The organism is Marinobacterium lacunae, from assembly GCF_000705555.1.
Lineage (GTDB): Bacteria > Pseudomonadota > Gammaproteobacteria > Pseudomonadales > Balneatricaceae > Marinobacterium_D > Marinobacterium_D lacunae.
This window is the reverse complement of sequence record NZ_JMQN01000018.1, coordinates 165011-191431: the sequence shown is the minus strand read 5'-3', so window position 1 is coordinate 191431 and position 26421 is coordinate 165011. Positions and strand designations below refer to the sequence as shown.

Annotated in this window: 27 protein-coding genes; all 27 read left to right on the top strand. The window is 56.1% G+C overall.

The window, feature by feature from the left end; all coding sequences use genetic code 11:
• Position 1: 1 nt before the first annotated feature.
• A complete protein-coding gene (fliE, locus tag ADIMK_RS07730; protein ID WP_036185874.1) occupies positions 2–358 on the top strand; it encodes a flagellar hook-basal body complex protein FliE in 357 nt (118 codons plus the stop codon).
• Positions 359–388: 30 nt separating this feature from the next.
• Positions 389–2077 (top strand): flagellar basal-body MS-ring/collar protein FliF, encoded by a 1689-nt coding sequence (gene fliF / locus ADIMK_RS07725; protein WP_036185872.1) that lies wholly within the window; start codon positions 389–391, stop codon positions 2075–2077.
• The gene (gene fliG, locus ADIMK_RS07720) at positions 2070–3065 is read left to right on the top strand and encodes a flagellar motor switch protein FliG (RefSeq protein ID WP_036185870.1); all 996 of its coding nucleotides are present in this window, start codon (positions 2070–2072) and stop codon (positions 3063–3065) included. The genes fliF and fliG overlap by 8 nt, the downstream gene beginning before the upstream one ends.
• Positions 3066–3069: 4 nt before the next feature.
• Complete coding sequence (locus ADIMK_RS21305; protein WP_051692677.1) at positions 3070–3840, top strand: flagellar assembly protein FliH; 771 nt, start codon at positions 3070–3072, stop codon at positions 3838–3840.
• A complete protein-coding gene (gene fliI, locus ADIMK_RS07710; protein ID WP_036185867.1) occupies positions 3837–5222 on the top strand; it encodes a flagellar protein export ATPase FliI in 1386 nt (461 codons plus the stop codon). Before ADIMK_RS21305 ends, fliI begins: the two co-directional genes overlap by 4 nt.
• An 18-nt stretch (positions 5223–5240) precedes the next feature.
• Positions 5241–5684, top strand: a complete 444-nt coding sequence (fliJ, locus tag ADIMK_RS07705) for a flagellar export protein FliJ (RefSeq protein ID WP_036185866.1) — start codon at positions 5241–5243, stop codon at positions 5682–5684.
• A gap of 110 nt (positions 5685–5794) precedes the next feature.
• The gene (locus tag ADIMK_RS07700; protein ID WP_036185864.1) at positions 5795–7666 is read left to right on the top strand and encodes a flagellar hook-length control protein FliK; all 1872 of its coding nucleotides are present in this window, start codon (positions 5795–5797) and stop codon (positions 7664–7666) included.
• 94 nt (positions 7667–7760) lie between these two features.
• Entirely contained in the window at positions 7761–8276 is a 516-nt protein-coding gene (locus ADIMK_RS07695; RefSeq protein ID WP_036185863.1) for a flagellar basal body-associated FliL family protein, read from the top strand.
• Between the two features lie 14 nt (positions 8277–8290).
• Entirely contained in the window at positions 8291–9274 is a 984-nt protein-coding gene (fliM, locus tag ADIMK_RS07690) for a flagellar motor switch protein FliM (RefSeq protein WP_036185862.1), read from the top strand.
• Between the two features lie 17 nt (positions 9275–9291).
• Positions 9292–9720, top strand: coding sequence for a flagellar motor switch protein FliN (gene fliN / locus ADIMK_RS07685; protein ID WP_036185861.1), 429 nt, complete (start codon positions 9292–9294; stop codon positions 9718–9720).
• On the top strand, positions 9720–10175 hold the full coding sequence (gene fliO, locus ADIMK_RS07680) for a flagellar biosynthetic protein FliO (RefSeq protein WP_036185859.1): 456 nt from the start codon (positions 9720–9722) through the stop codon (positions 10173–10175). The genes fliN and fliO overlap by 1 nt, the downstream gene beginning before the upstream one ends.
• Complete coding sequence (gene fliP, locus ADIMK_RS07675) at positions 10175–10909, top strand: flagellar type III secretion system pore protein FliP (RefSeq protein ID WP_036185857.1); 735 nt, start codon at positions 10175–10177, stop codon at positions 10907–10909. Before fliO ends, fliP begins: the two co-directional genes overlap by 1 nt.
• A 16-nt stretch (positions 10910–10925) precedes the next feature.
• The gene (gene fliQ, locus ADIMK_RS07670) at positions 10926–11195 is read left to right on the top strand and encodes a flagellar biosynthesis protein FliQ (protein ID WP_036185853.1); all 270 of its coding nucleotides are present in this window, start codon (positions 10926–10928) and stop codon (positions 11193–11195) included.
• Position 11196: 1 nt separating this feature from the next.
• On the top strand, positions 11197–11982 hold the full coding sequence (fliR, locus tag ADIMK_RS07665) for a flagellar biosynthetic protein FliR (RefSeq protein WP_036185839.1): 786 nt from the start codon (positions 11197–11199) through the stop codon (positions 11980–11982).
• Positions 11975–13120 carry a flagellar biosynthesis protein FlhB gene (gene flhB, locus ADIMK_RS07660; protein ID WP_036185837.1) on the top strand — a complete coding sequence of 382 codons (1146 nt, stop codon included), beginning with the start codon at positions 11975–11977 and terminating at the stop codon, positions 13118–13120. The genes fliR and flhB overlap by 8 nt, the downstream gene beginning before the upstream one ends.
• A gap of 155 nt (positions 13121–13275) precedes the next feature.
• A complete protein-coding gene (gene flhA, locus ADIMK_RS07655; protein WP_036185824.1) occupies positions 13276–15384 on the top strand; it encodes a flagellar biosynthesis protein FlhA in 2109 nt (702 codons plus the stop codon).
• Between the two features lie 34 nt (positions 15385–15418).
• The gene (gene flhF, locus ADIMK_RS07650; RefSeq protein ID WP_036185822.1) at positions 15419–16900 is read left to right on the top strand and encodes a flagellar biosynthesis GTPase FlhF; all 1482 of its coding nucleotides are present in this window, start codon (positions 15419–15421) and stop codon (positions 16898–16900) included.
• Positions 16901–16915: 15 nt separating this feature from the next.
• Positions 16916–17731 carry a MinD/ParA family protein gene (locus tag ADIMK_RS07645; protein WP_036185819.1) on the top strand — a complete coding sequence of 272 codons (816 nt, stop codon included), beginning with the start codon at positions 16916–16918 and terminating at the stop codon, positions 17729–17731.
• 23 nt (positions 17732–17754) lie between these two features.
• On the top strand, positions 17755–18465 hold the full coding sequence (locus ADIMK_RS07640; RefSeq protein WP_036185816.1) for an RNA polymerase sigma factor FliA: 711 nt from the start codon (positions 17755–17757) through the stop codon (positions 18463–18465).
• A gap of 57 nt (positions 18466–18522) precedes the next feature.
• Entirely contained in the window at positions 18523–18909 is a 387-nt protein-coding gene (gene cheY / locus ADIMK_RS07635) for a chemotaxis response regulator CheY (protein ID WP_036185813.1), read from the top strand.
• A 19-nt stretch (positions 18910–18928) separates the two neighbouring features.
• Positions 18929–19747: a protein phosphatase CheZ gene (locus tag ADIMK_RS07630; protein ID WP_051692675.1), complete on the top strand. Its 819-nt coding sequence runs from the start codon at positions 18929–18931 to the stop codon at positions 19745–19747.
• A 13-nt stretch (positions 19748–19760) separates the two neighbouring features.
• The gene (locus ADIMK_RS07625) at positions 19761–21851 is read left to right on the top strand and encodes a chemotaxis protein CheA (protein ID WP_036185811.1); all 2091 of its coding nucleotides are present in this window, start codon (positions 19761–19763) and stop codon (positions 21849–21851) included.
• 33 nt (positions 21852–21884) lie between these two features.
• Entirely contained in the window at positions 21885–23120 is a 1236-nt protein-coding gene (locus ADIMK_RS07620) for a protein-glutamate methylesterase/protein-glutamine glutaminase (RefSeq protein WP_036185809.1), read from the top strand.
• Entirely contained in the window at positions 23120–23881 is a 762-nt protein-coding gene (locus ADIMK_RS07615; protein WP_036185807.1) for a flagellar motor protein, read from the top strand. Before ADIMK_RS07620 ends, ADIMK_RS07615 begins: the two co-directional genes overlap by 1 nt.
• Positions 23859–24764 (top strand): flagellar motor protein MotB, encoded by a 906-nt coding sequence (locus ADIMK_RS07610; protein ID WP_036185805.1) that lies wholly within the window; start codon positions 23859–23861, stop codon positions 24762–24764. The genes ADIMK_RS07615 and ADIMK_RS07610 overlap by 23 nt, the downstream gene beginning before the upstream one ends.
• Before the next feature lie 14 nt (positions 24765–24778).
• Positions 24779–25567, top strand: a complete 789-nt coding sequence (locus ADIMK_RS07605; RefSeq protein ID WP_036185804.1) for a ParA family protein — start codon at positions 24779–24781, stop codon at positions 25565–25567.
• Positions 25560–26417 carry a chemotaxis protein CheW gene (locus ADIMK_RS07600; protein ID WP_036185802.1) on the top strand — a complete coding sequence of 286 codons (858 nt, stop codon included), beginning with the start codon at positions 25560–25562 and terminating at the stop codon, positions 26415–26417. Before ADIMK_RS07605 ends, ADIMK_RS07600 begins: the two co-directional genes overlap by 8 nt.
• The last annotated feature ends 4 nt before the right edge of the window (positions 26418–26421 follow it).

The window sequence follows — 26421 nt, the reverse complement described above, 5'->3', positions numbered from 1 at the left end:
CATGATCGAACGTGCCGATATCAACGGAGTGCTTGCTCAGATGCGCGAACTGAAAGCGCAGGCTCAGCAGGGTGTTCGCCAGATAGAGATGCCGCAGCCGGTCGTTGCAGGCCAAAAGTCTGAAGAGGTTCAAAAAGGTGGTTTCGGCGATCTGCTGAAGATGGCGATCGATGAAGTAAACTCGCAACAGGCTGAAGCCAAAAAATTGGCGACTGCCTATGAGCTCGGAGATCCCAGTGTCGATCTGCCCCAGGTAATGATTCAGGCGCAGAAAGCATCGGTGTCCTTTCAGGCGATGACGCAGGTTCGTAACCGGCTGGTCAGTGCCTATGAAGATATAATGAATATGTCGATTTGATATCGCTTGAATAACCTTCTTTGAGGCTGCATGGACAACACGGCAGGACAAATCGGAGCGAAAGGCGGCTGGATGTCAGGCTTTAACAGCCTGGGCATTTTGCGTCAGCTCGGTCTGATGGTGGGTTTGGCCGCCAGTGTTGCCATCGGATTTGCCGTGGTGCTCTGGTCCCAGGCGCCCGACTACAGAGTACTCTTTTCCAATCTGAGCTTCGCCGACGCCAACGATGTCATCGCGCAGCTCGATCAGATGCAGATTCCCTACGAGTTCGATACCACAGGCCGCGCTATTCTGGTGCCTCAGGATCGTGTTCATCAGGCGCGGCTGAGGCTTGCCGCTGACGGCTTTACCGACGATAAGACAGTCGGTTTCGAACTGCTCGATCAGGAGCAGGGGCTCGGCACCAGTCAGTTTATGGAAACTGCACGCTATCGCCGCGGGCTTGAAGGCGAATTGGCGCGAACGATCTCCAGCATGCTCGCAGTGCGCAGCGCCCGGGTGCATCTGGCCATTCCCAAGGAGTCGGTCTTTATCCGTGACTCCCGAAAACCGCGCGCGTCGGTTTTTCTTGAACTTTTCTCCGGACGTACCCTTGAGCGCAATCAGGTGGCGGCTATTGCCAATCTGGTTGCGTCGAGTATTCCGGAGCTTGATGTGAACGATGTGACCGTGGTCGACCAAAAGGGCCGGTTGCTGAATACGCGCGATGCTGACGTAGACGTGGTCCTTGCCGCCAAACAGCTTGAATACACTCGAAGCGTTGAAGACACCCTGCTTAATCGCGTGAACAGCATTCTACAGCCGGTGCTGGGCCTGGGTAACTTCCGTGCCGAGGTGTCGGCGGAGGTCGACTTTACTCAGGTCGAGCAGGCTGACGAGATGTACAACCCGGATCTGCCGGCGCTGCGTAGTGAAAAAACCCTTGAAGAAAATCGCGTAGGTGGTGCGGATGTAGGTGGGGTGCCGGGCGCGCTGTCCAATCAGCCACCGGGGCCGAGTAGTGTGCCTGAACAGATTGGGGCTGGGGCCAACGGCGCCGGTACGGCGGCAACCGGAAGTGGAACCAATGGGTCAAGTCGTGAGCAGGCTGTGCGCAATTACGAGCTTGATCGTACGGTCAGTTATACCAAGCATCAGCAGGGACGTGTCCAGCGCTTGAGTGTGGCTGTGGTGGTGGATGATCTTGTCAGTATCAACCCAGCCGATGGTTCCCAGACACGCACCCAGTGGCAGCAAGGGGAGCTGGAGCGACTGCGCCTTCTTGTACAGAACGCAGTAGGCTATTCTGCGGTTCGCGGTGATAGTGTAACGGTTGTGAACTCACCCTTTGTTCCGGCTGAAGAGGTTCAGGAGGAGGCGCTTTCCTTCTGGCAGCAGGATTGGTTTTGGGATCTTGGCAAACAGTTAATGGCGGCGCTGTTTGTGCTGATTCTGGTGCTGGGCGTATTGCGCCCGATTCTCAAGAGTCTTGCCAACTCCAGCTCTGACAAGGATGAGATCAGACTCGGTCCGGCAGGCGACGTATCAGCGGAGCTTGAGGGGCTTGAGGGCGCCGATATCGCCGATGACAAGGTGACCTTTGGCGGTATCGATAAAAGCATGATGACCACGCCCAACGAGAGTTTTGAGTATCAACTTAACGCCATCCGTAGCATGGTCGCCGAAGATCCGGCAAAAGTAGCGCAGGCAGTTCGCCAGTGGGTGGTAGAGCGTGAGTGAGCTTACCGATATTGAAAAAGCCGCGATCCTGCTGATCAGTCTGGGTGAATCCGATGCGGCCGAGGTGCTTAAGCATCTGGGGCCCAAAGAGGTACAGAAGATCGGCGAGGCGATGACTCAACTCGATAATGTGCCTCAATCCCGTGTCGAGTCTGTCGTGACCGATTTTCTGGGTGTCGTCAGCGATCAGACCGGTATCGGCATCAACAACGACCGCTATATCAAGGCGATGCTGAATCAGGCGTTGGGCGAAGAGAAGGCCAAGACGCTGATCGATCGCATCCTGATGACCACTAATACGTCGGGCCTTGATACGCTGCGCTGGATGGATCCGCGTCAGGTCGCCGAGCTGCTGCGTTATGAGCATCCGCAAATCCAGGCGGTTGTAGTGGCCTACCTCGACCCCGATCAGGCGGCCAGTGTGCTCAGCTTCTTTGACGATAAGGTGCGTACCGATATGGTGATGCGCATCGCCGCGCTTGATCGCATCCAGCCACAGGCGCTGCAAGAACTCAATGACATGCTCGAAACGCAGTTCAGTGGCACGCGTACCAGTCAGACCACCACGCTTGGTGGCGTGCGCCATACCGCCGATATCATGAACTACCTCGATTCAACCATCGAGGCGGAACTCATGGATGCGATCAAGGATAGCGATGAAGGGCTGGCGCAGGAGATTCAGGATCTCATGTTCGTCTTCGACAACCTGCTGGATGTGGATGACATGAGTATTCAGGTGATACTGCGCGAGATCTCGACCGATATTCTGGTTGTAGCGCTCAAGGGTGCCGACACCTCGCTGCAGGAAAAGATCTTCAAGAACATGTCCAAACGTGCTGCCGAGCTGCTGCGTGATGACCTCGAGGCGAAGGGGCCTGTGCGTGTCAGCGAGGTCGAGGCGGCACAGAAAGAGATTCTGTCTGTGGCACGCCGTCTGGCCGACGAGGGAGAAATTGTACTCGGCGGTGGCGGTGAAGATATGATCTAAGGATATGAAATCCGAAATCCGAAAGCCGATTCGAATCCGCGCAAGCGAAGTGCGTGACGCCAGCAGCTGGCGTCTGCCGGACATGAGCGAGTCCGAGCACGAGCGTCTGATCGCACTGGCCCAAAAGCGCAAGCCCGAACCTCAACCTGAAGTGCAGGTGGTTGAGGAGGAGGTATACGCCGAAAAATTGACGCTGTCCCAGTGGGAAGAGATCTGTGAAGCCGCCCGTGCCGAAGGGCTGGAGCAGGGACGCAGCGAAGGTTTGGCCGCAGGGCGTGAGGAAGGTTTCCAGCAAGGGTTGAATCAGGGGCTTGAAGAGGGGCGCGCGCGTATCGATGAGCAGGTTGCCCGTCTTGCAGCTGTGGTTGATCAGCTGCAGCGCCCACTCGAGCAACAGCGTTCCGAGCTTGAAAGCTTGCTGGTGACGTTGGTTCGGCAACTCTCCGAAGCGGTTGTACGGGCAGAGTTACGCACTCGCCCGGATCTGTTGCTGGAGACGATCAATGAAGCATTGTCCTGTATTCCCCCTCATGCTGGCGCCCCGGTGCTCAGTCTCCATCCTGATGATTGTCACCTGATCGAGCATGACGCGCAGCAGAGAGGCTGGGAGCTGGTGGCTGATGAGTCGGTATCACCCGGTGGTTGTGTATTGCAGGCGGGCGCCTGTCGGGTGGATTCCAGTGTTGAAACCCGGTTTGAGCAGGTGGCGATGCAGTTGCTTGAGCATCTGCTTCCTGGCGCAACGACCTCATCCGGGCAGGGTGGCGAGGCGTGAGCACGCTGCTTGGGAGAATGTCCCGCTATCAGAATATCCCCTACCAGTCCCCGCGGCCCAGTACTGAAGGGCAAATTACCCGCTTGATCGGTTTGACGCTGGAAGCGGTGGGTTTACGTGTGGCCCTGGGTGACTACTGTCTGGTTGAAATCGCGAATGGGCAGATGGCCGAGGCTGAGGTGGTCGGCTTTTCCGGTGACAGAATCTATCTGATGCCTCTGCACAGTGTCGATGGGCTCAGTCCCGGCGCGCGCGTAACCCCGCGGGTGGGTGCCAGTCTGGTGCCGGTTGGCGTGGGTCTGCTTGGGCGGGTGATCGACGGTATCGGGCGGCCATTGGATGGCAAGGGCGCGCTGGATGCCGAAGATATGGTGCCTATCGCCGGGGAAACCATCAATCCGCTTAAGCGCCACCCTATCGAAACAACGCTGGATGTGGGGGTGCGTGCCATCAATGGACTTCTGACGGTTGGACGAGGCCAGAGGCTGGGGCTGTTCGCTGGCAGTGGTGTTGGTAAGTCGGTCTTGCTGGGTATGATGACGCGTTATACCGAGGCCGAAATTACGGTTGTCGGCTTGATCGGTGAGCGTGGTCGAGAGGTGCGGGAGTTCATCGATCACAGTCTTGGACCGGACGGGATGGCGAGATCTGTCGTCGTAGCATCGCCGGCGGATGATTCGCCGCTGATGCGTCTGAGGGCTGCGCAGTTGGCAACGCGTATCGCCGAGTACTTCCGCGCTCAGGGCAAGAACGTTTTGTTACTGATGGACTCACTGACCCGCTATGCGCAGGCTCAGCGTGAAATAGCGCTTGCTGTCGGCGAGCCGCCCGCGACCAAGGGTTATCCTCCCTCTGTATTTGCCAAATTGCCCAAGCTTGTGGAGCGTGCGGGCAACGGTGAGAGCGGCGGCGGTTCGGTAACCGCGTTTTATACCGTGCTGACAGAGGGCGACGACCAGCAGGATCCGGTTGCGGATTCGGCCCGTGCGATTCTGGATGGTCATGTCGTATTGTCGCGGGACCTGGCGGAGAGGGGGCACTATCCGGCCATTGATATCGAGGCGTCGATCAGTCGTGCGATGCCGCAGATCGTGGATCCGCCGCACTTGCAATTGGCAATGCAGATGAAGCGTATATGGGCGCGTTACCATCAGAATGAAGATCTTATAGCGGTCGGCGCTTACAGTCGGGGCAGTGATGCGGAAACCGATCGGGCTATCGACCTGATGCCTGTGCTGCGTGCATACCTGCAGCAGGGTATGCAGGAGCCCATGCCGATGGTCCGTTCGATTCAGGAGTTGGCGACTATAATGCAAACGCCGCCGCCCCAGCCTGCACCTAATAAGCCTGTGGCCGGTGTCCGGCGGGTCGGCGGCGCGTGAGTTTAGGATGAGGGCATTATGAGTCGCCGAATCGAGCGCTTTAAGTTGTTGTTGAAGTTGGCCGAGCGCAAGCGAAAAGAGGCTGAGCGTTTGCTGGGCGAGTCCCAGCAGCGTGTACAGCAAGCTGAGAAGGGTTTGCAGCAGCTGAAGGCGTATCAGCTTGAGTATCAGCAGCAGTTTACCGCTGCCGGGCGGGGTGGGCTCACCAGTGGCCAGCTCCAGACCTATCAGGCGTTTATTGCTAAGGTGGGTGGTGCCGAGTCTCAGCAACATCAGGCGCTCAAGCAGAGTCGGGTTCAGCTTGAGCAGGTTGAGGCCTATTGGCGTAAAACCCATGCTCATTACCGTGCAATGCAAAGGCTGCTGGAAAAGGCGGTCGATGAAAAACAGCGTCTGGACGAGAAGCGGCTTCAGCAGCAGCTGGATGAGCGCTCACAGCACAGGCCTTCCGCATTCATCTAGGTGAGTCTGTCCGGTGTGTTCTCGCCTCTCTCCCTGCTGCCCCAAAACTCTGGCCTCTTTATTGCTAATACTTCTCGATGGCAACCAATGTAGCAGGTCGAGGAGTGCCCATGCCGGCATCGAGCGTCTCTCTTTCAAATATCAGTGTGGCGACTGTATCCGTAGCGTCGACGCCAGTCGCGACGCGTGATTCGGGCCCCGTCTCACAGGGCTCCGACACCGGGCAGAGCTTCGGTCATTGGATGCAGCAGATGCGCAATGCTGGCAGTGATCATGCCCGGGCGGACGGTGAAAGTTTGCCGGAGGAGGGAAAAACGCTTCCTGCGGAGCGGCAAGCTGCTGCTGACGAGGAGGCAACCCAAGAGGGTGACTCGACTGGCTCTGCTGCCCGAGGTTCTGGGAGTGACGCGCGCTCCGGTGAGGACGAAGTCGAAGGCGATGTTGCTGCGCAGGGTGCTGTCGAGGCTGAGCAGCTGTCGGGCGGTAGTGACCAGGTCGCAGATGAGGCGGCAGGTGAGCAGGTTGTTGATCTGGAAGTCGATCTGGATGTCGAGCAGGTCGGGCAGGCTGATATGGAGGATTCCCCTTCGACTGACGCTGCCGAAGAAAACGTTGCCACTCAGTCCCCTGTTGTGGATACAGAAAGTGAAGGCGAGTCCCAGGAAGCTCAGAGCGGTGCCGATGGGGTAGCGGTTAAAAACAGTGTTCCCGATCTGCCTGAGCAGGCTGCGAGGTCTGATGTCCGAGAGGCGGCATTACAGAATCATGGCCGCGGCCGTTCAGTAGAAGAGGGCGAGGCCAATCATGGCCAGCGCGTATCCTCCATTGCGCGCGCAGATAAAAGTGAGCAGTTGGCCGGGGAATCTGCCAAAGCGGATGTCAGCGCCTCGGAGGGAGTTTCGCCTGAGCAGGGGCGTGTAGCCGTCGGTGAGCGTTCTGGCGAGGCTTCACCGACTGTCGAGCCGGTCGAAGCAGAATCAGCTAATGCCGAGGGTGTTGCCACAGCGTCGGTTGCTCCTGCGGTTGCAAAAGACAACGCGGATTCAAGCGGGCAGGGCGGCGAGGCGCAGTCGCCTGATCCAGCTCAACCGGTCACCCTATCGGCCAGCGCATCTGATCCACAGGGTGAAGTGACGGTGTCCGAGATCGAGGGTGGTGCTCAGGCGGCAGTGGATGTGGCTGTTGTCTCGCGCGCACCGGAATCGTCGGAACGGGCAATCAGTGCGCGTGATTCAGTCGCCCGGGCAGAGGCATCCCAAGCACCGGCTAATGGGCAGGCTTCAATAACCGTTATGGATGGGTCATCAAGTGGTGGTCAGGCGGGTACGGGGCAGTCTGACTCTCGTGGTTCACATCGCACCATGGAGCAGTTGGTCGCCTCAGATACTACCAAAGAGCCATCAAAAGCGGCGGGTGAGAACGGTGACCGCTCTGCCCAGAATGCTGTGCAGCGCTCAGCGCCGTTGAGTGGAGAAGCCAGGGTGGCGGCCGACTCGTCGGGCGTAAATGTCGGAACCCAGGCGCAGTCGGCCACCTCTGCCGCACAGGCCAGTGCGGCTGCTATGCAGCGTTTGCAGGACCCTGCATGGAGTCAGGCTATGGGGCAGCGCGCGATCATGATGGCGCAATACGGCCCGAGGGTTGCGGAGATTAAGCTGGACCCGCCAGAACTCGGCGCTATGCAGATCCGGATACAGGTCAGTGCCAAGGATCAGGTCAGTGTCAGTTTCAGTTCTCCCCATCCGGCAGTCAGGGATGCAATAGAACAGCAGATGCCGCGACTGCGGGAGATGTTTGCTGAGCAGGGACTGGAGCTGGGTCAGTCGTCGGTTTCCGATCAGTCCTCTAACACCGGTGGTGATGGTTCCGCTCAAGCGCGCGCTCAGGGAGGCTCGGGCGGATATGGTGAGGCAGAGGATGTGAGTGATCCAGTGGTTGCGGCACGGACAGTCCCCATCGGCCTCGTCGACTACTACGCTTGATGCTTCAGACCTAAAATCAGTGTGTTATATTAGTTGCCGGATATGAATGGGCATAAGGGTAATATGGCCCTTTCGGCACGGTAACGAGGTGGCAATGGCTGAAGAAGCTCAGGACCAGGTGGACGGTGAGAGCGGTAAAGGGTCCAAGAAAAAGCTGATTATCATCATCGCTTTGGCGGCTGTTTTGCTGCTCGGTGGTGGCGGGGCTGCTGCATATTTTCTGCTTTCTGGAGGCGATGAGGTGCCCGTTGAAGAGGCGGTACCCGTCCGGCAGGAAGCGATTTATACCAAAGTGCGTACCCTTGAGGGTAAGCCGATGTTTGTGGTGACCCTGCAGTCGGATGACGGTGAGCGGCACTATATGCAGGCCTATGTCGAGGCCAAGAGCCGTGATCAGGAAGTGGTCGATGCTCTGGTTCTGCATATGCCTTTGGTAGTGGCGCGTCTGAATACGCTTTTTTCCACTCAGAAATTCGAGACATTAATGACAATCGAAGGTAAGCGTGCCTTGAGAGATCAGGCGCTCGAAACGGTGCAGTCGATCATGCAGAACAAGATCGGGCGACCCGGCGTCGAGGCGATTCTGTTTACTAATCTTGTCATGCAGTAAGCGGGGGCAGCCCAATGTCCGTTAAAGATCTGCTGTCGCAGGATGAGATCGATGCGCTTCTGCATGGTGTCGACGATGGCGATGTAGAAACGGCCGAGGAGGAGCAGCCGGAAGAGGAGGGCGGGGTTCGCAGTTACGACCTTGCCAGTCATGAGCGTATCGTGCGCGGCAGAATGCCGACGCTGGAAATGATCAACGAGCGCTTTGCCCGCCATACCCGTATCAGCCTTTTCAACCTGTTGCGCCGCACCGCTGACGTTACGGTGGGGGGGGTTCAGGTCATGAAGTATGGCGATTACATCCATACCCTTTACGTACCGACTAGCATGAATTTGGTCAAGGTCAGCCCGTTGCGTGGCACTGGCCTGTTCATCATGGATGCCAAGTTGGTGTTCAAGCTGGTGGATCAGTTTTTTGGCGGCGACGGTCGGCATGCCAAGATTGAAGGGCGTGAATTCACGCCCACCGAAACCCGTCTGGTCAACAAGACCCTGCAGCAGCTGTTTGTCGACCTCCAGGAAGCCTGGAGGCCGGTCATGGATATCAAGTTCCAGCATGTAGGCTCCGAGGTCAACCCGGCCATGGCCAACGTGGTTAATCCGACAGAAGTGGTGGTGGTCAGCACCTTTCAGGTCGATCTTGAGGGCGGGACCGGTGAGTTGCACATTACGCTGCCATACTCCATGTTGGAGCCGATTCGCGAGACGCTCGTGTCGGGTTATCAGAATACCGAAGACCAGCAGGATGAGCGTTGGCGTGCTGCGCTGAGTCGGGATGTTCTGTTGGCGCCTCTGGATATCAACCTGGTCGTGGCTGAGCGAGAGATGACCTTGCGGGACGTTATGCAGCTGGAGGCAGGGGATGTTATCCCGGTCGAGATGGAAGAGAAGCTGCCGCTGTTTGCTCATGGTGTTCCGGTCTACAACTGCCAGCTGGGCACGTCTCGTGGTAATCTGGCGATAAAGATTTTGGGCAGCTATAAACAGCAGCCGGAATAGCCGCGGAGATATTGAGCGTGAGTGACGAAAATAACGATCTGGATCAGCAGGCGCTGGCCGACGAATGGGCGGCAGCGCTGGAGGAGCAGACCGGTAGTGCCAGTGGTGGGGTCAGTGATGATGCCGATGCGGGCGCCAAAGCGGTAGACCTCGATGAACTTCGGGATGAGTCGGTCCCCATCGGTGACCCCAAGCTCGATGTGATTCTGGATATTCCGGTTCGCATGACCATGGAAGTGGGTGGTACCGAGATCCCGATTCGTAACCTGCTGCAGCTCAGTCAGGGGTCGGTTATCGAACTCAACCGTGTGGCGGGTGAGCCGCTAGACGTAAAAATAAACGGTACTTTGATTGCGCACGGTGAAGTGGTTGTCGTCAATGACCGTTATGGCATTCGCCTTACGGATGTCATCAGTCCGCAGGAACGTATCCGGCGGCTTAAGTGATGCGTATATCGATCATAGTTTTAGTGCTCTTTGCGGTCAGTCCATTCGCTAGTGCAACTACGGTTTCTTCTGCGAAGCCCGTCAGCTTGGTTGAGCCTGTGGGAAGCGGTGCTGTTTTTGAGCTTGTGTTGGGGCTGTTTGCGGTAATTGCATTAATTCTGGCCTTGGCGTGGCTTGTAAAAAGGGTCAATGTCTTGCCTGGACAGCGGGCGGGTATGCAGGTTGTAGCGGTACTGTCGCTAGGTCAACGGGAAAGGGCCGTGTTGGTGCAAGTTGGTGAGCAGCAGCTTCTGTTGGGCGTGTGTCCATCCCAGGTTTCCCTGATTCATCGCTTTGATACTCCCGTGATTGAGTCGCGCCGAGCGCCTGAAGGATTGTTCTCCAAACGGCTGCATGAAGTCATGAGTCAGCGAGACAGAAAAAAGGTGTCCCAGCACAAGGAGCATGATGCCTGATGCGCTGGTTTTTGATTCCTTTATTGGTGTTCAGTTCTGTAGCTCTGGGTGCAGATCAGGGAATCCCGGCTGTAACGGTCGTGTCGGGAGACGATGGTAGTACCAGTTATAGCGTAACCATTCAGATTCTCGCGTTGATGACGCTGCTGACTTTCCTGCCAGCAGTGTTAATGATGATGACCTCCTTCACTCGCATCATAATCGTTTTATCGATTTTGCGTCAGGCGTTGGGCTTACAGCAAACGCCCTCCAATCAGGTGTTGTTGGGCCTGTCGTTGTTTCTGACTCTTTTTATCATGTCACCGGTGTTGGATAAGGTGAACGCCCAAGCGGTTCAGCCGTACCTGAACGAGGAACTCGGTACATTGGATGCGGTTAAGGCGGCTAGTCTGCCTTTTCATGAGTTTATGCTAAGCAATACGCGCGAAAGTGACTTGGATCTATTCATGCGTATCTCGCAGACGGATGCGGTGTCCTCCGCCAAGGACATTCCGTTGAAGGTGCTGGTTCCTGCATTTGTGACCAGTGAGCTGAAAACGGCTTTCCAAATAGGCTTTATGCTGTTTATCCCCTTCCTGGTGATTGATTTGGTGGTCGCGAGTGTATTGATGGCGATGGGAATGATGATGCTGTCGCCCGTGATTATTTCGCTGCCATTTAAGATTATGCTGTTTGTGCTGGTTGATGGCTGGGCGATGGTAATGGGTACTCTAGCGGCCAGTTTTGGTGTTTAAGGTATAGGAGGTCAGCATGACAACCGGTGTCGTTCTGGATCTGTTCGGGGGGGCGCTTTGGCTGGTGGTGATTATCGTCGCGACGATAGTACTGCCAGGGTTGATTGTTGGGCTGATCGTTTCGATCTTTCAGGCTGCTACGCAGATCAATGAGCAGACCCTGAGTTTCTTGCCGCGCTTGATTGTGACATTACTGGCCGTTATGGCCTTTGGGCCATGGATCGTGACCAAGCTTATGGAGCAGTTCAGCTATCTGTTCATGAATATCCCTCGATTGATTGGGTAATATGGAGGTTGATCTCGCGCAAATTGAACAGATGGTGGCGATGGTCCTCCTGCCTCTGTTTCGTGTGGCGTCGATGCTGATGACCATGCCCATGATTGGCACGCGCCTGGTTCCAGTGAGGGCGCGCCTTGGGCTAGCGTTGGCAATTACGGCTGTGCTTTTGCCAGTATTGCCGCCAGTGCCGGTCTATGAGGGGCTTTCGGGTAAAATGTGGCTGCTTATTGCCGAGCAGGTGCTGATCGGTACTGTGTTGGGCTTTACCCTCAATCTGTTAATGGAAACATTTGTCGTTGGCGGGCAGTTGATTGCTAACCAGATGGGGTTGGGCTTTGCTTCAATGACCGACCCGGCCAACGGTACCTCCGTCGTTGTGCTGGGGCAGTTCTATCTGATGTTGGTCATGCTTATGTTTATGGCGATGGACGGTCATCTTGTAATCATTGAAACACTCAGCACGAGTTTCGAAGTGTTACCTATCGGGTTTGCGCCGCGCCTGTCGAGCCTGTGGAGCATTGTCTTGGCTGGCGGTTGGTTGTTTTCAGCGGGAGTGCTGATGGCGCTGCCGGCAGTCACGGCCTTGTTGGTGGTTAACTTTGCCTTTGGTGTGATGACCAAGGCAGCGCCTCAGCTCAATATTTTCGCTATCGGATTTCCGTTCACCATGGTTCTGGGCATTTTTATTGTTTGGGCCTCTTTGGGCGGGTTTCTCGGGCAATATGAAGCGTTTTCCAGATCTGTGCTTGAGTTGATTACCAGTGTAATTCAAGAGGCTGGCTTGCGTGGCTGAGGAAACAGGTCAGGAGAAGACGGAGGAGCCGACCTCCAAGCGTCTCCGTGAGGCGCGAGAAAAAGGCGATATTCCACGCTCTAAAGAGTTGACGACAACTGTTTTGCTGCTTGCTGCAGGGCTTGCCGCGCTGTTATTTGGGGGGCAAGTGGCTATCCAGATGATGGCGATGATGAAAAGTAATTTCGCCCTCGATCAGGCTGCAATTTCAGATCCTTCGCAGATGGTTGTGCATCTGGTTCAGTCCCTGGTGGATGCGTTTCTGAGTCTGTGGGTGCTATTTGCGCTACTTTTTGTAGCTGCTGTGATAGGGCCGATAGCGCTCGGCGGCTGGAACTTCAGCGCCGAGGCGTTGCAGCCAAAGGGGAGTCGTATCAATCCGCTTGCTGGTATTAAGCGCATGTTTTCTCTTAATGCGGTAATTGAGCTGCTGAAGGGGATGGCAAAGTTCTTTCTCGTCGGGGTCGTCGCCATTGTGGTGTTGCTGATGGACCGCCCCGAGATATCGTCGCTAGCGAAGCAAAATATCAACACTGCGACTGCACATGCGATTGAGATCGTAATCTGGTCTTTTTTGTTGATGAGTGCGGCGATGATCCTGATTACGCTTATCGATGTGCCGTTCCAAGTCTACAGTTACAATAAAAAGCTGAAAATGACGCTCCAGGAAGTCAAGGATGAGATGAAAAATACCGAGGGGAAACCTGAGGTTAAGGGCAGAATTCGGCAGATGCAGCGCGAAATATCTCGGCGCCGAATGATGAAAGAGGTGCCTGAAGCAGATGTCGTCATTACCAACCCGACCCATTACTCCGTTGCTATTCGATATGACGCTGATCGAGGTAATGCGCCATTCGTAGTCGCCAAAGGTGTTGATTTCGTTGCGCTCAAGATTCGAGAGATCGCGCATGAACATGAAGTCCCGATACTTGCCTCTCCGGCGTTGGCGCGCGCGCTTTATCATGCATCGGAAGTGGGAGAAGAGGTGCCGGTCGGGCTGTACAAATCGGTGGCTCAGGTGCTGGCATATGTTTTCCAGCTTAGGCGCTATAAACAGCGTTTGGAGAGCGAAGAGCCCGTCGCGCCGACAGAGGACGAAATCGAGATACCGGGGGCGCTCAGGGTCGATCCTGAATAGTTGGCGAAGATCTTGCTTGTACTATTGTTGATCGATCAAATTGCGTCAAAAAATTGGTGAAATAGCGTGATTTAAAGTTGTCTATCCGGTGACTACGAGGTGCGGACGGCTTTGGATTGGTTATTGTGCCAAATATTTGACGCTATGGGGGGCGTTTGGACCGTACTGCTATCTTCAATAATGCACGTAGCCTGACAGAGGGGAATCTGGGGATTCCTTTGCTGCTGCTTGTCATTTTGGCGATGGTTACCCTGCCCATGCCGCCCTTCCTGCTGGATGTTTTCTTTACCTTCAATATCGCGCTGTCCATTGTGGTTTTGCTGGTGGCCATATACGCCCTCAGACCGCTGGATTTCGGCGTGTTCCCGACTGTTCTGCTCGCCGCTACACTGATGCGCCTGGCGCTTAACGTTGCCTCCACGCGTGTGGTGTTGCTCTACGGGCATGAGGGGACTGGGGCGGCCGGTAAGGTGATTCAGGCGTTTGGCGATGTGGTGGTCGGTGGTAACTACATCGTCGGTGTGATCGTCTTCATGATTCTGGTGATCATCAACTTTGTCGTGGTGACAAAGGGTGCCGGTCGTATATCAGAGGTCAGTGCGCGCTTCACCCTCGATGCGATGCCCGGCAAACAGATGGCGATCGATGCCGATCTCAATGCGGGCCTCATCAGTCAGGATGAGGCGCGGGAGAGGCGAAGCGAAGTTACCCAGGAGGCGGATTTCTACGGTGCGATGGATGGTGCCTCCAAGTTTGTGCGAGGGGATGCGGTTGCCGGGATACTGATTCTTGTCATCAACCTGTTTGGTGGCTTTGGTATCGGCATGCTGCAGCATTCGCTCAGTTTCGATCTCGCACTCCAGTACTACGCTCTTCTGACCATCGGTGATGGTTTGGTTGCCCAGATTCCCTCGCTGTTGTTGTCGACGGCGGCTGCGGTAATGGTAACGCGTGCCAACTCGTCCGAGGCGATGGGGCAGCAAGTGTTTCGTCAGATGTTTGCCTCCCCTCGTGCGCTGTACGTATCGGCCGCAATTCTTGCCATCATGGGCAGTGTGCCGGGTATGCCTCATTTCGCCTTTCTGTCGTTGGCAGCTGTCGCGGGGGGTATTGCCTGGTATATCGGTCGTGAAGAGCAGCGCCGTAAAGATGAGGCCGAGCAGAGTCCGGCGGTGAAGGCGCCTGAGACCGAGTCTCCGGAGGAGAATCGCGAATTGGGCTGGGACGACGTGATGCCTGTCGATATGGTGGGTCTCGAAGTCGGGTACAGGCTTATTCCGATGGTGGATAAGATGCAGGGAGGGCAGTTGCTCAACCGCATAAAGGGTGTGCGTAAAAAATTATCTCAGGAGTTGGGTTTTCTCGTGCCTTCGGTGCATATACGGGATAACCTCGACCTGTTACCCGGCGCTTATCGCATCACAATGATGGGAGTGATTGTCGGAGAAGCGGAGATCTATCCGGATCGGGAGTTGGCGATTAACCCCGGACAGGTTTTCGGCAAGGTTGATGGTATTGCGGTCAAGGATCCGGCATTCGGATTGGATGCGATCTGGGTTGAAAAGCCCCAGAAGGAGCGCGCTCAGACTCTCGGCTACACTGTAGTCGATGCCAGTACGGTTGTCGCAACGCACATCAACAAAGTGTTGCAGAATCATTCACACGAGTTGCTGGGACACGAAGAGGTACAGCAGTTACTGGATATGGCGGCCAAGAAGTCGCCGAAACTGGTTGAGGAGTTGGTACCCAAGAAGCTCTCGATTAGTGTGCTGCTGAAAGTGTTGCAGAATCTGCTGATGGAACAGGTACCACTTAAGGATTTCCGAACCGCCTTGGAGGCGTTGGCCGAGGCGGTTAATCGTACTCAGGATCCTTTGGCGTTAACTGCGGCTGTTCGCATCGCGTTGTCGCGCTTGATTGTGCAGACGATTAACGGGTCTAGCCCGGATCTGCCGGTCATAACGCTGGATCCGCCGTTGGAACAGATTTTGTTGAACTCCATGCAGCAGCGTCAGCAGGGTGAGGAGGGGCTTGTACTGGAGCCGGGTATGGCTGAGCGGTTGCAGAAGTCCCTGGCGCAGGCAGCGCAGAATCAGGAGATCAAGGGACAGCCTTCAGTGCTGCTCGTGTCGGCGCCTATACGACCTCTGCTGGCAAAATTTGTGCGTTATGGTGATCAACAGGTTCATGTGCTCTCTTATCAGGAGATTCCTGAAAACAAGAACGTCACCATCGTGGCGACGGTCGGGGGGCAAAATGGCTAACAGTTTTCCGCGTGTCGGCCGATAAGGGACGAATATGAAAGTAAAGCGCATATTTGCACCGGACATGCGTCAGGCGATGCGAAGAGTCCGAGAGGAGATCGGCCCTGACGCCGTTATCGTATCCAACCACCGTGTGGCAGGTGGGGTGGAGATCGTTGTTGCGCGTGAAGACGAATATGAGTCGGCGCAGCAGGAACTCCAGCGTGAGCGAGAGCGGCGTCGGGAAGAGCAGGTGCGTATTCTGACTGAGCAGCGCGCGCGTGCGGTGCCACGTCAGAGCGGCTTGGACAGTGAGCTGGAAAGAGCAAGACTCGATATTGCCAAAGCCCGTGAGGGAGTCTCTCGGCCTGAGGTGAGTCGAAATGCCAATCGCCAGTTGGCCGAAGATGATGAGCTTCAGTCGATACTCGAATCGCTCAGGGCGCGTCAGCGTGAGAGAGCCGCAGCGGGTCTGGATGAAGAGCCGCCGAGAAAAAAACGTTCTGTTGCAAAGATCAGCACGATGCCTCTGGCTGAGGAGCGTGGCCCCGAAGCTGGCGATACTGAAGATCACCTGCTGATTCGTAACATGCAGGATGAAATTCATCAGTTACGGGCGATGCTTGAGCAGCAGATGCGCTCGAAAGCACCAGAAGTGCCCGTCTCTGCGAGTGCGCAGGCACCTCGTCCGGTATCCCCCGCGACAGAGGCGGCGGCTTCGGGATTGAAAGATCAGCTTGAGCGACGCTTTGATCGGTTGGGGCTCGGTGCTCGTCTCTCTCGTTCCCTTTTGGCTTCCATAGAGCCGGGGCTGGCCATTGATAAGGCTTGGCGTAATGCCCTGGCGCGCCTGGCAGATTCCATCCCGGTTGTTGGTGAAGAGATGATTGAGCGTGGTGGGATGCTTGCATTCGTTGGGCCAACAGGCGTGGGCAAGACGACCACCATCGGTAAGCTGGCGGCGCGCTATGTGTTGCAACACGGGAGTTCCAGTTTGGCGTTGGTGACAACCGATTGCTTCCGAATTGCTGCGCATGAGCAGCTGAAAACCTTCGGTCGTATTCTCGATGTGCCGGTGCGGGTTGTGGATGAAAATCACAGCCTCGAAGAGGTGTTGCAGTCTCTTAAAGGCAAACGTCTGGTGCTGATCGATACTGCAGGTATGAATGCACAGGATCCAGCCGGGCAATTGCAGCTCGAGATGCTTGAGAGCGTGTCGGTGCGGATCAAAAAACTGCTGGTACTGTCTTGCTCCAGTCAGCGCCAGTTGATGGAGAGTGCCTGGCAAACCTATTCCCCCCTCGGGCTCAATGGCTGCGTGCTCAGTAAAATGGATGAGTCTGGCAGCCTGGGTGAGGCGCTGACACTGGCAGTCGAAAAGCAGATGCCGATTGCTTATGTTGCGGATGGTCAGAAAATCCCCGATGACATCGGTCTGGCTCGTCGGCACGATCTGGTCAGTCGCGCAGTCGTAACCGCTCAGCGAGAGGGTGAGCGCAGCAGAGCGGATAAAGACCGTCTGTTTCGGGCGGGCTGATAGCAGAGTATGAATATGAAGCAGTCGCACCCGGTCAAGGTTATTGCTGTCACAGGTGGCAAAGGCGGGGTCGGAAAAACCAATGTGTCGGTCAACCTCTCGGTTGCGTTAGGAGAGATGGGGCGTCGTACTGTATTGATGGATGCCGACCTTGGTTTGGCCAATGTCGATGTGATGCTCGGTTTGCGACCTAAGCGTAACATCGCTGATGTGCTCAATGGCGAGTGTACGTTGAAAGAGGTGATGGTCAGTGCTGGGGAAAACTTCTGGATAGTGCCGGCGTCATCAGGTACTCAGGAGATGACCGCACTCAGTGCACATCAGCATGCCGAGCTGATACATGCTTTCACCGATATTGCGGATGAGCTGGATGTGCTGGTGGTCGATACCGCCGCGGGTATCTCCGAGGCCGTAGTCAGCTTTATTCGTGCTGCGCAGGAAGTATTGGTGGTGGTCTGCGATGAGCCTACGTCAATCACGGATGCTTATGCGCTCATTAAACTGCTCAATCGTGACTATGGCATGACACGCTTCAGAGTGCTGGCTAACATGGTACGTACCGATACGGAGGGGCGTAACATGTTCAGCAAACTTCTAACCGTTACCGACCGCTTCCTTGATGTCACGCTTCAATACCTGGGCTCAATCCCTTATGATGAGTCAGTGCGAAAGGCAGTACAAAGGCAAACGCCTGTTTTAAAAGCGTTTTCAACAAGTAAGTCGGCAATCGCATACAGGCAGCTCGCCAACAAAGTAGATGAATGGCCCGTTTCCAGAACATCTAGAGGGCATCTTGAGTTCTTTGTTGAGCGTCTGGTTCAGGGTGTGTAGGTAAGGGCGTCTTAGTAGCCTTCATGTATAACCAGCTGGATTACAGATCAGGCCAGGAGCTGGTGGAGCAATACGCACCACTGGTTAAACGGATTGCTCGCCACCTAATGGCTCGCTTGCCCTCGAATGTGGTGCTGGACGATTTGGTCCAGGCGGGGATGGTGGGGCTGTTGGAGGCGACGTCGAAGTACGACCCGGGTAAAGGGGCGAGCTTCGAAACCTACGCAGGTATTCGTATCCGGGGGGCCATCATCGACGAAGTGCGTCGTGGGGATTGGACGCCTCGCTCGGTGCACCGCAATGGTCGACGTGTCAGTGAAGCGATCATGCGGGTAGAGGCGCGCACTGGTCGTGATGCCAGCGACTCGGAGGTTGCGGCAGAACTGGGTGTAAGCATTGATGCCTATCATGCTTTGCTTCAGGATTCGGCTGAAAGTCGTCTGTTTAGCTTTGACGAACTGACCGAGTCCGACGAGGATGCGCCTGGAGAGCAATTTGTCGCGGATGATCCGGGGCCTGCTCAGTCGGTACAAGGCGGTGCGTTTCAAAGTGCACTGGCCAAGGCGATAGAGGGGCTGCCGGAGCGGGAAAAACTGGTGTTGGCACTTTATTACGATGAAGAGCTGAACCTCAAAGAGATAGGTCAGGTGCTCGGTGTGACCGAGTCACGTGTCAGTCAGATACACAGTCAGGCAGCCGCTCGACTTCGAACCAGGTTGCGTGACTGGCAGTAAGAAGCCTCTGGCTTCACAGGCGCTAATGAGTAGTGTTAATAACCGGGGGAACCTGTCTTGAAAAAAGACACCAAGATTCTTGTCGTCGATGACTTTTCTACGATGAGACGCATCATCAAAAACCTGTTGCGTGATCTGGGGTTCACTAATGTGGATGAGGCAGATGACGGTAAAACTGCGCTGCCGATCCTGAAACAGGGGCGAATCGATTTCCTGATTACCGACTGGAACATGCCGGGCATGACGGGAATAGATCTCATCCGCGAAGTGCGCGCTGATCCGAATCTGGCACATATTCCGGTGTTGATGGTGACCGCTGAGGCCAAGCGTGAGCAGATTATTGCAGCAGCACAGGCTGGGGTTAACGGATATGTCGTCAAACCCTTCACGGCGGCCGTGCTGAAAGAGAAGATCGACAAGATCTTCGAGCGCCTGCAGGACTGATAAAAACTGAGGAGCGCTCATGGCGGAACAGGAAATCGCGGTCGACCTTGACGGTCTGGAAGAGGTCCTCAAGCAAAAGGCTCAGGACTTGGTCGCAGCCTTGGAGCAGGGGAAATTGCCGCAAGCGATTGAACTGATTAACCAGCTGCAGACAGCGCGTCACGAGGTGTTCTACAACGAGGTGGGACACCTGACTCGCGGCCTGCATGAAGCGATCAAGTCGTTTTCCAGCGATGTGGGTGGAAAGCTTGAGCAAGGCGGTGATGCAATGAGTGATGCATCCGACCGTCTCGCCTACGTCATCGAACTCACCGAAGAAACGGCCCACAAGACGATGGACCGTGTCGATCAGTCGCTGGGGCTGGTCGATCGTCTGGATTCTTACAGCGGCCGCTTTAGGGATCTTTTGATGCTTGTCGGTCAGCTGGAGGGCGAGTTCGAAGCGCTCAACGGCGTATATGATCGTACCTGTCAGCTCAAGGACGAATCGGAGAAAACCGTCGACGAGCTACGCACCGCGCTGACCGATATTTTGGTTTCCCAAGGCTTTCAGGATATTACCGGACAACTTATTCGGCGGGTTATTACCTTGTTGACCCAGGTTGAGAGTCAGCTGGTCAAGTTGATGGATATGGCCTCCAAGGTCGAGCGCCTCAGCGGCATAGAAGCTGGCACCCCGAGCCGTCCACAAGCGTCCGCCCGTACCGTATTGAACGATAAAAAGAGTAAAGAAAGCAGCGAAGTCGAGGCTGAAGGTCCCCAAGTCCCGAAGGGTGGATCTTCGCTTGCCTGTGATCAGGATGACGTTGACGAATTGCTTTCAAGCTTGGGTTTTTGATTAGGAGCGCCCTATGAGTTTCGATGTCGATCAGGAGATTCTCGAGGATTTTCTCGTTGAAGCAGGGGAGATCCTGGAGCAGCTCTCTGAGCAGCTTGTGGACCTTGAGCAGCGTCCGGATGATCGGGATCTGCTGAACGCCATTTTTCGAGGCTTCCATACCGTAAAGGGCGGGGCAGGCTTCCTTCAGCTCGAGGCGATGGTGGAGTGCTGCCATAAGGCCGAGAATCTGTTTGATCAGCTGCGCAACGGTGAGCTGGCGGTGACTCCTGAGTTGATGGATGTCGTCCTGCAGGCGCTGGACGCGGTGAATTCCATGTTTGATTCGGTGCGCAATGCCGTCGAACCTGAACACGCCTCGCCTGATTTGCTGCAGCGTCTGACTGATATCGCCGAGGGGCATGGGGCTGTTGCAGCTGCGCCTGCGTCTGCGTCAGCCAAACCAGCAGCTCCCGCTGCGCCTTCCGCACCGCTTCCCGCCAACCCCAATACGCCGAACGATGATTTCGAATCGCTGCTGGGGGATCTCGCGGGAGTCGCTGAGTCTCCGGCTGCCGCGTCTACGGAAGTATCGGGTGATTCCGATCTTATAACCGAGGATGAGTTCGAAGCGCTTCTCGATGAGTTGCACGGCCCGGGCGGTGCGCCGGGGACGGAAAGTCACAGTGCTCCAAGTGCTCCTGCCGCCAAGCCGGCCGAGTCGCCGGTGAGCACTGGCGGAGGCGACTTGATTACCGACGACGAGTTCGAAAATCTGCTCGACCAGCTTCAGTCAGAAGGTCGGGGGGCATTTGCTTTTACCGGTTCGGGTCAGCCGGATGAAAGCCCGGTTGTTCAGGAGATTGCCCCTAGGGCGGCAGCTCAAACAGCTGTGGAGCCTGCCCCCGCAGCTGCGCCGGTCGCTGCTCAGCGTACCGGAGGTGCTCAGAAGCCTGCGCCTGAAACCAACGTACGTGTCGATACGCGCCTGCTCGACAAAATTATGAACATGGTGGGTGAGTTGGTGCTGGTCCGTAACCGTCTGGTGCGTCTTGGTGTGACGCACGAAGATGAGGATATGGGCAAGGCACTGGGTACTCTGGACATGGTCACCGCGGATCTGCAGTCTTCGGTCATGAAGACCCGAATGCAGCCGGTTAAGAAGGTGTTCGGTCGTTTCCCGCGCTTGATAAGAGACCTTTCCCGCAACCTCAAGAAAGAGGTAGCACTGGAATTGCGCGGTGAGGAAACCGATCTTGATAAAAACCTGGTGGAAGCGCTTGCAGATCCTCTGATTCACTTGGTGCGCAACGCAGTTGACCATGGTATTGAGCCGCCTGATGTGCGTGCTAAAGCCGGTAAGCCCCGCGAAGGGCACGTACTCCTGTCGGCCGAGCAGGAAGGTGATCATATCCTGCTGATCATTCAGGATGATGGTGCCGGCATGGATCCGGAGAAGCTGCGAAGCTTGGCTGTAAAGCGTGGCATGCTTGATGTTGAGGCTGCCCGTCGCTTGAGCGATCAGGAGTGTTTCAACCTTATTTTCCAGGCTGGGTTCTCGACCAAAACGGAAGTTTCCGATGTCTCCGGTCGTGGTGTAGGCATGGATGTGGTCAAGACCAAGATCACCCAGCTCAATGGTACTCTCAGCATCGATTCCGTTATTGGGCAGGGTACCCGCATTGCGATTCAGGTGCCGCTGACGCTGGCAATCATGCCGACGCTGATGGTTATTCTTGAAGGGCAGGCATTTGCGCTGCCGCTGGTAAACGTCAACGAAATTTTCAACCTTGATCTGACCAAGACCAATATCGTCGATGGTCAGCAGGCGATTATCGTGCGAGAGCAGGCATTGCCTTTGTTCCATCTCAAGCGGTGGCTTGTCAACGGCGAGGAGTACGCGCCACTGCCGGAGCAGGGGCATGTTGTCATCGTAACGGTGGGGACAACCCGTGTCGGCTTCGTAGTCGATCAACTGGTGGGTCAGGAAGAGGTGGTGATCAAGCCATTGGGTACGATCCTGCATGGCACACCGGGTCTCTCCGGTGCCACGATCACAGGTGATGGTCGCATCGCATTGATTATCGATATACCGAACCTGCTCAAGCACTATGCGCAGGCTTGATCGCGCGCGAACAGGTGAGCACGGAGGTGGTCAATGGCGATAAAGGTATTGATCGTCGACGACTCTGGCTTCTTTCGTCACCGCATAGAAGAGATATTGCGCGAAGATAAGCGCGTTGAAGTCGTGGGAAGTGCGGTTAACGGCAAGGAAGCTGTTGAAAAAGCCCGTGATCTTCGGCCCGATGTCATCACCATGGATGTCGAGATGCCGCAGCTTAACGGTATCGACGCGGTCCGCATTATCATGCGAGAGTGCCCGACCAATGTGTTGATGCTCTCATCCCTGACCCATGAAGGGGCGCGCATAACCCTTGAGGCGATGGAAGCAGGCGCTGCGGATTATCTGCCCAAGGATATTCGCGCCTGGATGGACAAGAGCCAGAGTATTCGGCAGCAATTGATCGAGCGCATACTGGCGCTCGGTACGTCCCGCCGATTCCGATCAGGTTCTGTTTTCGAGCATCGTTACCCTCGTTCCCGCGCCTCCGGCAGCTCGACAATGGTCTTTCGACCGGAGTCAGCCCCTTCTCCACGTGCGGGGCAGGAGCGCACAGCTGCTGCGGATGCTCGGCGCACTGTAGCCCCGCGTCCAGAGCGTGAGAGTGCTAGGGCACCCTCACAGTCACCTGCACTGAGGCCGCGTGCGGCCGAAGAGAAGGATCCTCCGACCAGTCAGGCGTCAAGGGTGCGTTTTCCCGATTGCCGTCTGGTGGTGATCGGTACATCGACAGGGGGGCCGGCGGCCCTTCAGCAGATCCTGACGCAGATTCCGGCGGAGTTTCCCTACCCCATCCTCCTTGTGCAGCATATGCCGAAGACTTTCACTCAGGTGTTTGCCGAGCGTCTTAATCAGCAGTGCAAGATTGCGGTTAAAGAGGCTGAGGATGGCGATCGTCTTAAACCCGGAACGGCTTTGCTGGCGCCGGGCGGTTTGCAGATGATGGTCGACCCGCGCCAGACTGACCGTGTACGCATTCTTGAAGGTGATGTGAAGCTTACGTACAAGCCCAGTGTCGATGTGACTTACGCGTCGGCGGCCAGGGCCTATGGTTCGAGGGTGTTGGCGCTGATACTGACGGGCATGGGAGCCGATGGTTGCGATGGTGCTCGCCTTCTGAAGCGGGAAGGGGCGACCGTCTGGGCGCAGAACAGGGCCAGTTGTACGATTTATGGAATGCCACAGGCTGTTGTGAACGCCGGGCTTGCGGATGAGATATTGGATTTGGAAGACATCGGGCCCCTGCTGGCCCAGCAGCGTAGGCGTGGCTGATGTTCGGACTCTTAGGGATAGCACTGGCGTTACTGGCGATAATTGGCGGTAACTATCTGGGGGGAGGGCAGCTCTCTGAACTCTACAACCCCACGGCTGCGATGATTGTTGTAGGTGGAACGCTGGCGGCTTCGGTCATCCAGGCGCCACGTGAGGATTTCAAACGGGCATGGCGTCTGTTTGGATGGGCGTATACCGCTTCTAATCCTGATTTTCAGGACGGCATGAAATCGATTCGTGGCTGGTGCCTATTGGTGCGCCGCCGAGGCATGATTGTACTAGAGGGCGAGGCGCGTAAAGAGTCGGACGCCTTTGTTGCGAACGGACTTCAGTTGCTTGCCGATGGTCGCTCACCGGAGATTATTCGTTCAGTGTTGGAAGTAGAGCTGATTGCAAACGAACAGCGCGATCTTCAAGCCGTACGAGTGATTGAAAGCCTGGGTGGCTATGCACCTACGCTGGGTATTATTGGTACGGTTCTCGGCTTGATACAGGTTATGGCCAACCTTGCCGAGCCGGAGACCTTGGGGCACGGTATTGCGACAGCCTTTGTCTCCACAATTTACGGAGTCGGTGTGGCGAATCTTCTGTTGATTCCGACCGCCAACAAAATCAAACGTCTGGTACAGGGACGCGCACAGTATCACGAGATGCTGATGGACGGCCTGGTCTATATCGCTGAAGGTCAAAGCCCCGAGGTGATCCGCCAGCGCCTACAAGGCTATCTGGGAGCGGATGATGCCGCGTCGAAGACCGCCTGAGCCCGATGCGCCGCTGGACCGGTGGGTGCTTTCATGGGCGGACTTTCTAACCCTCCTGTTCGCCTTTTTCGTCGTGATGTACGCGATCTCCTCGGTCAATGAGGAGAAATACCGGTCGATGTCGGAGGCCCTTTCTCAGGTATTCTCGGGTCCCGGCGCCCCGAAAGGCGCAAACCGGGCGTTGGATGGCGGCAGCGGACTGCTTGAGGGCGGTGAGACCGATAAAAAGTCCTCTGCCAATCTGGTCGGGCCCGCAAACGAAGGGGCTACCCTGCTGCTCAATCAGGTGCGCGCCCAGCTCGAGTCGGATTTCAGCGAGCAGTCGGCATCGGGAGAGATCGAGGTGAGTGGCTCCGATCTTTGGTTTTCGATCGAGTTGCGATCAAACCTGCTGTTCGCAAGTGGTGGCGCGATACCGTCTATCGAGGCGGACAGTATATTGGCACGTATAGCTGAACGCCTGGAGGGGTTGGATAATCCTATTCACGTTGAAGGGTTTACAGATAATGCGCCCATCTCCACCGACCAGTTCCCTTCCAATTGGGAGCTTTCAGCCGCGCGCGCTGCGGCTGTCGTTAGACTCTTGGAGATGAACGGTATTAATCCGGCGCGCATGGCTGCCGTAGGTTATGGCGAGTATCAGCCAGCCTATAGCAATCGTACCGAAGAGGGGCGCAGATTGAATCGCCGCATCGTCATTGTGGTATCGCGTGACGAGAAGGTGCGCAGGGCCGTCGTGTCCTATGGCAGCGAGCAGGTAAGCTCGGATGCGGTCAGCACGATGCTGACCGATGATCAGGATTCAGAGGCCGCTCCTGGTGCTATGGAGCAGGTTGAAACCGAAGATGGGATACTGTTTCGGCAGGCTAATCCGGAACAATAACTGGAAGAGACTCTATGCAGGTATGGGCTGTTGCTAACCAGAAAGGGGGGGTCGGCAAGACAACGACCGTCGTCACACTGGCGGGTCTGCTGGCTGAAGTGGGTTACAAGGTGCTGCTGGTCGATCTTGACCCTCACGGCTCACTGACCAGTTACTTCCGTTACGATCCGGATGAGCTGGAGCACAGCGTTTACGACCTTTTTGAGCAGCTGCAGGTAGAGCCTGAACGCACCCGAGGCCTGATTCTCGATACCAACCGTGAAGGTGTTGATTTGATGCCTGCGTCTACCGCCTTGGCGACGCTTGAGCGCCGGGCTGTAGGCAAGGAGGGGATGGGACTTCAGGTGGCTAAGGCGCTGGCGACTCAGAAGCAATCCTACGACTTTGCCCTGATTGACAGCCCGCCGGTGTTGGGGGTGTTGATGGTGAATGCATTGGCCGCCTGTAACCATTTGTTGGTACCGGTACAGACTGAGTTTCTTGCACTCAAGGGGCTGCAGCGAATGATCAGGACCATTGAGATGGTCAACCGGGCCCGGCGTAACAAGCTCGAGTACACTATTGTGCCGACTTTCTACGATCGCAGAACGCAAGCCTCTGTCAGCAGCCTGCGTGAGCTGCACCGCCTGTACGAAGAGAATATCTCCAGTGCGGTCGTGCCAATTGATACCAAATTTCGAAATGCCAGCTTAAAGGGGCTAGTACCCTCTTCTCTGGATGCCGGTAGTCGCGGTGTGCATGCCTATGCGAAACTGCTGAGAAATCTGCTGGAGCGGCGCAGACAGGGTAAAGTCGATGGCTGATCAGAAAAAAGTTGTTTTTGAGTATATCGAAGCGCTGCTGGCAGACCCGGACAGCATCGAAGGCTTTGTGCCTGCCGAAGACTCTTCGCCTAAAAAGCCGCCGAGCGAAACAGGTGATGAAATGCTGCCTGTCGTTGACAGCAGAACTGAGCTCTCGGACAGCGATATGGAAGAATCTATTGACCCGGCAGCGTATGGCCTAAGCGATACTGTCGAGCCTGAGCCTGAGCCTGAGCCTGAGCCTGAGCCTGAGCCTGAGCCTGAGCCTGAGCCTGAGCCTGAGCCAGAACCAGAACCAGAACCAGAACCAGAACCAGAACCAGCGATGGTTGCCCAAGCACCCGCTGCACCCGCTGCACCCGCTGCACCCGCTGCACCCGCTGCACCCGCTGCACCCGCTGCACCCGCAAGCAAGGCGCAGGTAAAGGTCATGAACTGTGTGCTGCTGGACATGCACGGCTTGAAACTGGCCGTGGACTTTGAACGCATAGAAGGTGCGTTGCACATTGGAGATCTGGCGCTGGATATCGCCGGTCAGCCCGAGTGGGTTTTGGGTGCATTTGGTTCGGAATATGACCAGACGCTTGTAGTGGATACAGCGCTGTGGCTCATTCCTGAGCGATACAAGCCTGAGCATTCCAAGTATGAAGAGGTTGTTATTTTGCAGGGGCGTAAATGGGCCTTGGCTTGCGACGGGCTGATCAAGTCGGTGCAGATACCCATGGATCAGGTCAATATCAATGAGGACAAGGCCCACCGGTCCTGGCTGACCGGGACGTATATGGCCGAGCGTTGCGCGATTCTCGATATTGATCAGTTAGTGGAAGAGTTCGAGGCGATGCTGGCGTGAGCGA

What these genes read in the sequence shown, in the direction of transcription:
- fliE (WP_036185874.1), top strand. Translation starts at nt 2, where the DNA reads ATGATCGAACGTGCCGATATCAACGGAGTGCTTGCTCAGATGCGCGAA.
- fliF (WP_036185872.1), top strand. Translation starts at nt 389, where the DNA reads ATGGACAACACGGCAGGACAAATCGGAGCGAAAGGCGGCTGGATGTCA.
- ADIMK_RS21305 (WP_051692677.1), top strand. Translation starts at nt 3,070, where the DNA reads ATGAAATCCGAAATCCGAAAGCCGATTCGAATCCGCGCAAGCGAAGTG.
- fliJ (WP_036185866.1), top strand. Translation starts at nt 5,241, where the DNA reads ATGAGTCGCCGAATCGAGCGCTTTAAGTTGTTGTTGAAGTTGGCCGAG.
- ADIMK_RS07700 (WP_036185864.1), top strand. Translation starts at nt 5,795, where the DNA reads ATGCCGGCATCGAGCGTCTCTCTTTCAAATATCAGTGTGGCGACTGTA.
- ADIMK_RS07695 (WP_036185863.1), top strand. Translation starts at nt 7,761, where the DNA reads ATGGCTGAAGAAGCTCAGGACCAGGTGGACGGTGAGAGCGGTAAAGGG.
- fliM (WP_036185862.1), top strand. Translation starts at nt 8,291, where the DNA reads ATGTCCGTTAAAGATCTGCTGTCGCAGGATGAGATCGATGCGCTTCTG.
- fliO (WP_036185859.1), top strand. Translation starts at nt 9,720, where the DNA reads ATGCGTATATCGATCATAGTTTTAGTGCTCTTTGCGGTCAGTCCATTC.
- fliP (WP_036185857.1), top strand. Translation starts at nt 10,175, where the DNA reads ATGCGCTGGTTTTTGATTCCTTTATTGGTGTTCAGTTCTGTAGCTCTG.
- fliQ (WP_036185853.1), top strand. Translation starts at nt 10,926, where the DNA reads ATGACAACCGGTGTCGTTCTGGATCTGTTCGGGGGGGCGCTTTGGCTG.
- fliR (WP_036185839.1), top strand. Translation starts at nt 11,197, where the DNA reads ATGGAGGTTGATCTCGCGCAAATTGAACAGATGGTGGCGATGGTCCTC.
- flhF (WP_036185822.1), top strand. Translation starts at nt 15,419, where the DNA reads ATGAAAGTAAAGCGCATATTTGCACCGGACATGCGTCAGGCGATGCGA.
- ADIMK_RS07645 (WP_036185819.1), top strand. Translation starts at nt 16,916, where the DNA reads ATGAAGCAGTCGCACCCGGTCAAGGTTATTGCTGTCACAGGTGGCAAA.
- ADIMK_RS07640 (WP_036185816.1), top strand. Translation starts at nt 17,755, where the DNA reads ATGTATAACCAGCTGGATTACAGATCAGGCCAGGAGCTGGTGGAGCAA.
- ADIMK_RS07630 (WP_051692675.1), top strand. Translation starts at nt 18,929, where the DNA reads ATGGCGGAACAGGAAATCGCGGTCGACCTTGACGGTCTGGAAGAGGTC.
- ADIMK_RS07625 (WP_036185811.1), top strand. Translation starts at nt 19,761, where the DNA reads ATGAGTTTCGATGTCGATCAGGAGATTCTCGAGGATTTTCTCGTTGAA.
- ADIMK_RS07620 (WP_036185809.1), top strand. Translation starts at nt 21,885, where the DNA reads ATGGCGATAAAGGTATTGATCGTCGACGACTCTGGCTTCTTTCGTCAC.
- ADIMK_RS07615 (WP_036185807.1), top strand. Translation starts at nt 23,120, where the DNA reads ATGTTCGGACTCTTAGGGATAGCACTGGCGTTACTGGCGATAATTGGC.
- ADIMK_RS07610 (WP_036185805.1), top strand. Translation starts at nt 23,859, where the DNA reads ATGCCGCGTCGAAGACCGCCTGAGCCCGATGCGCCGCTGGACCGGTGG.
- ADIMK_RS07605 (WP_036185804.1), top strand. Translation starts at nt 24,779, where the DNA reads ATGCAGGTATGGGCTGTTGCTAACCAGAAAGGGGGGGTCGGCAAGACA.
- ADIMK_RS07600 (WP_036185802.1), top strand. Translation starts at nt 25,560, where the DNA reads ATGGCTGATCAGAAAAAAGTTGTTTTTGAGTATATCGAAGCGCTGCTG.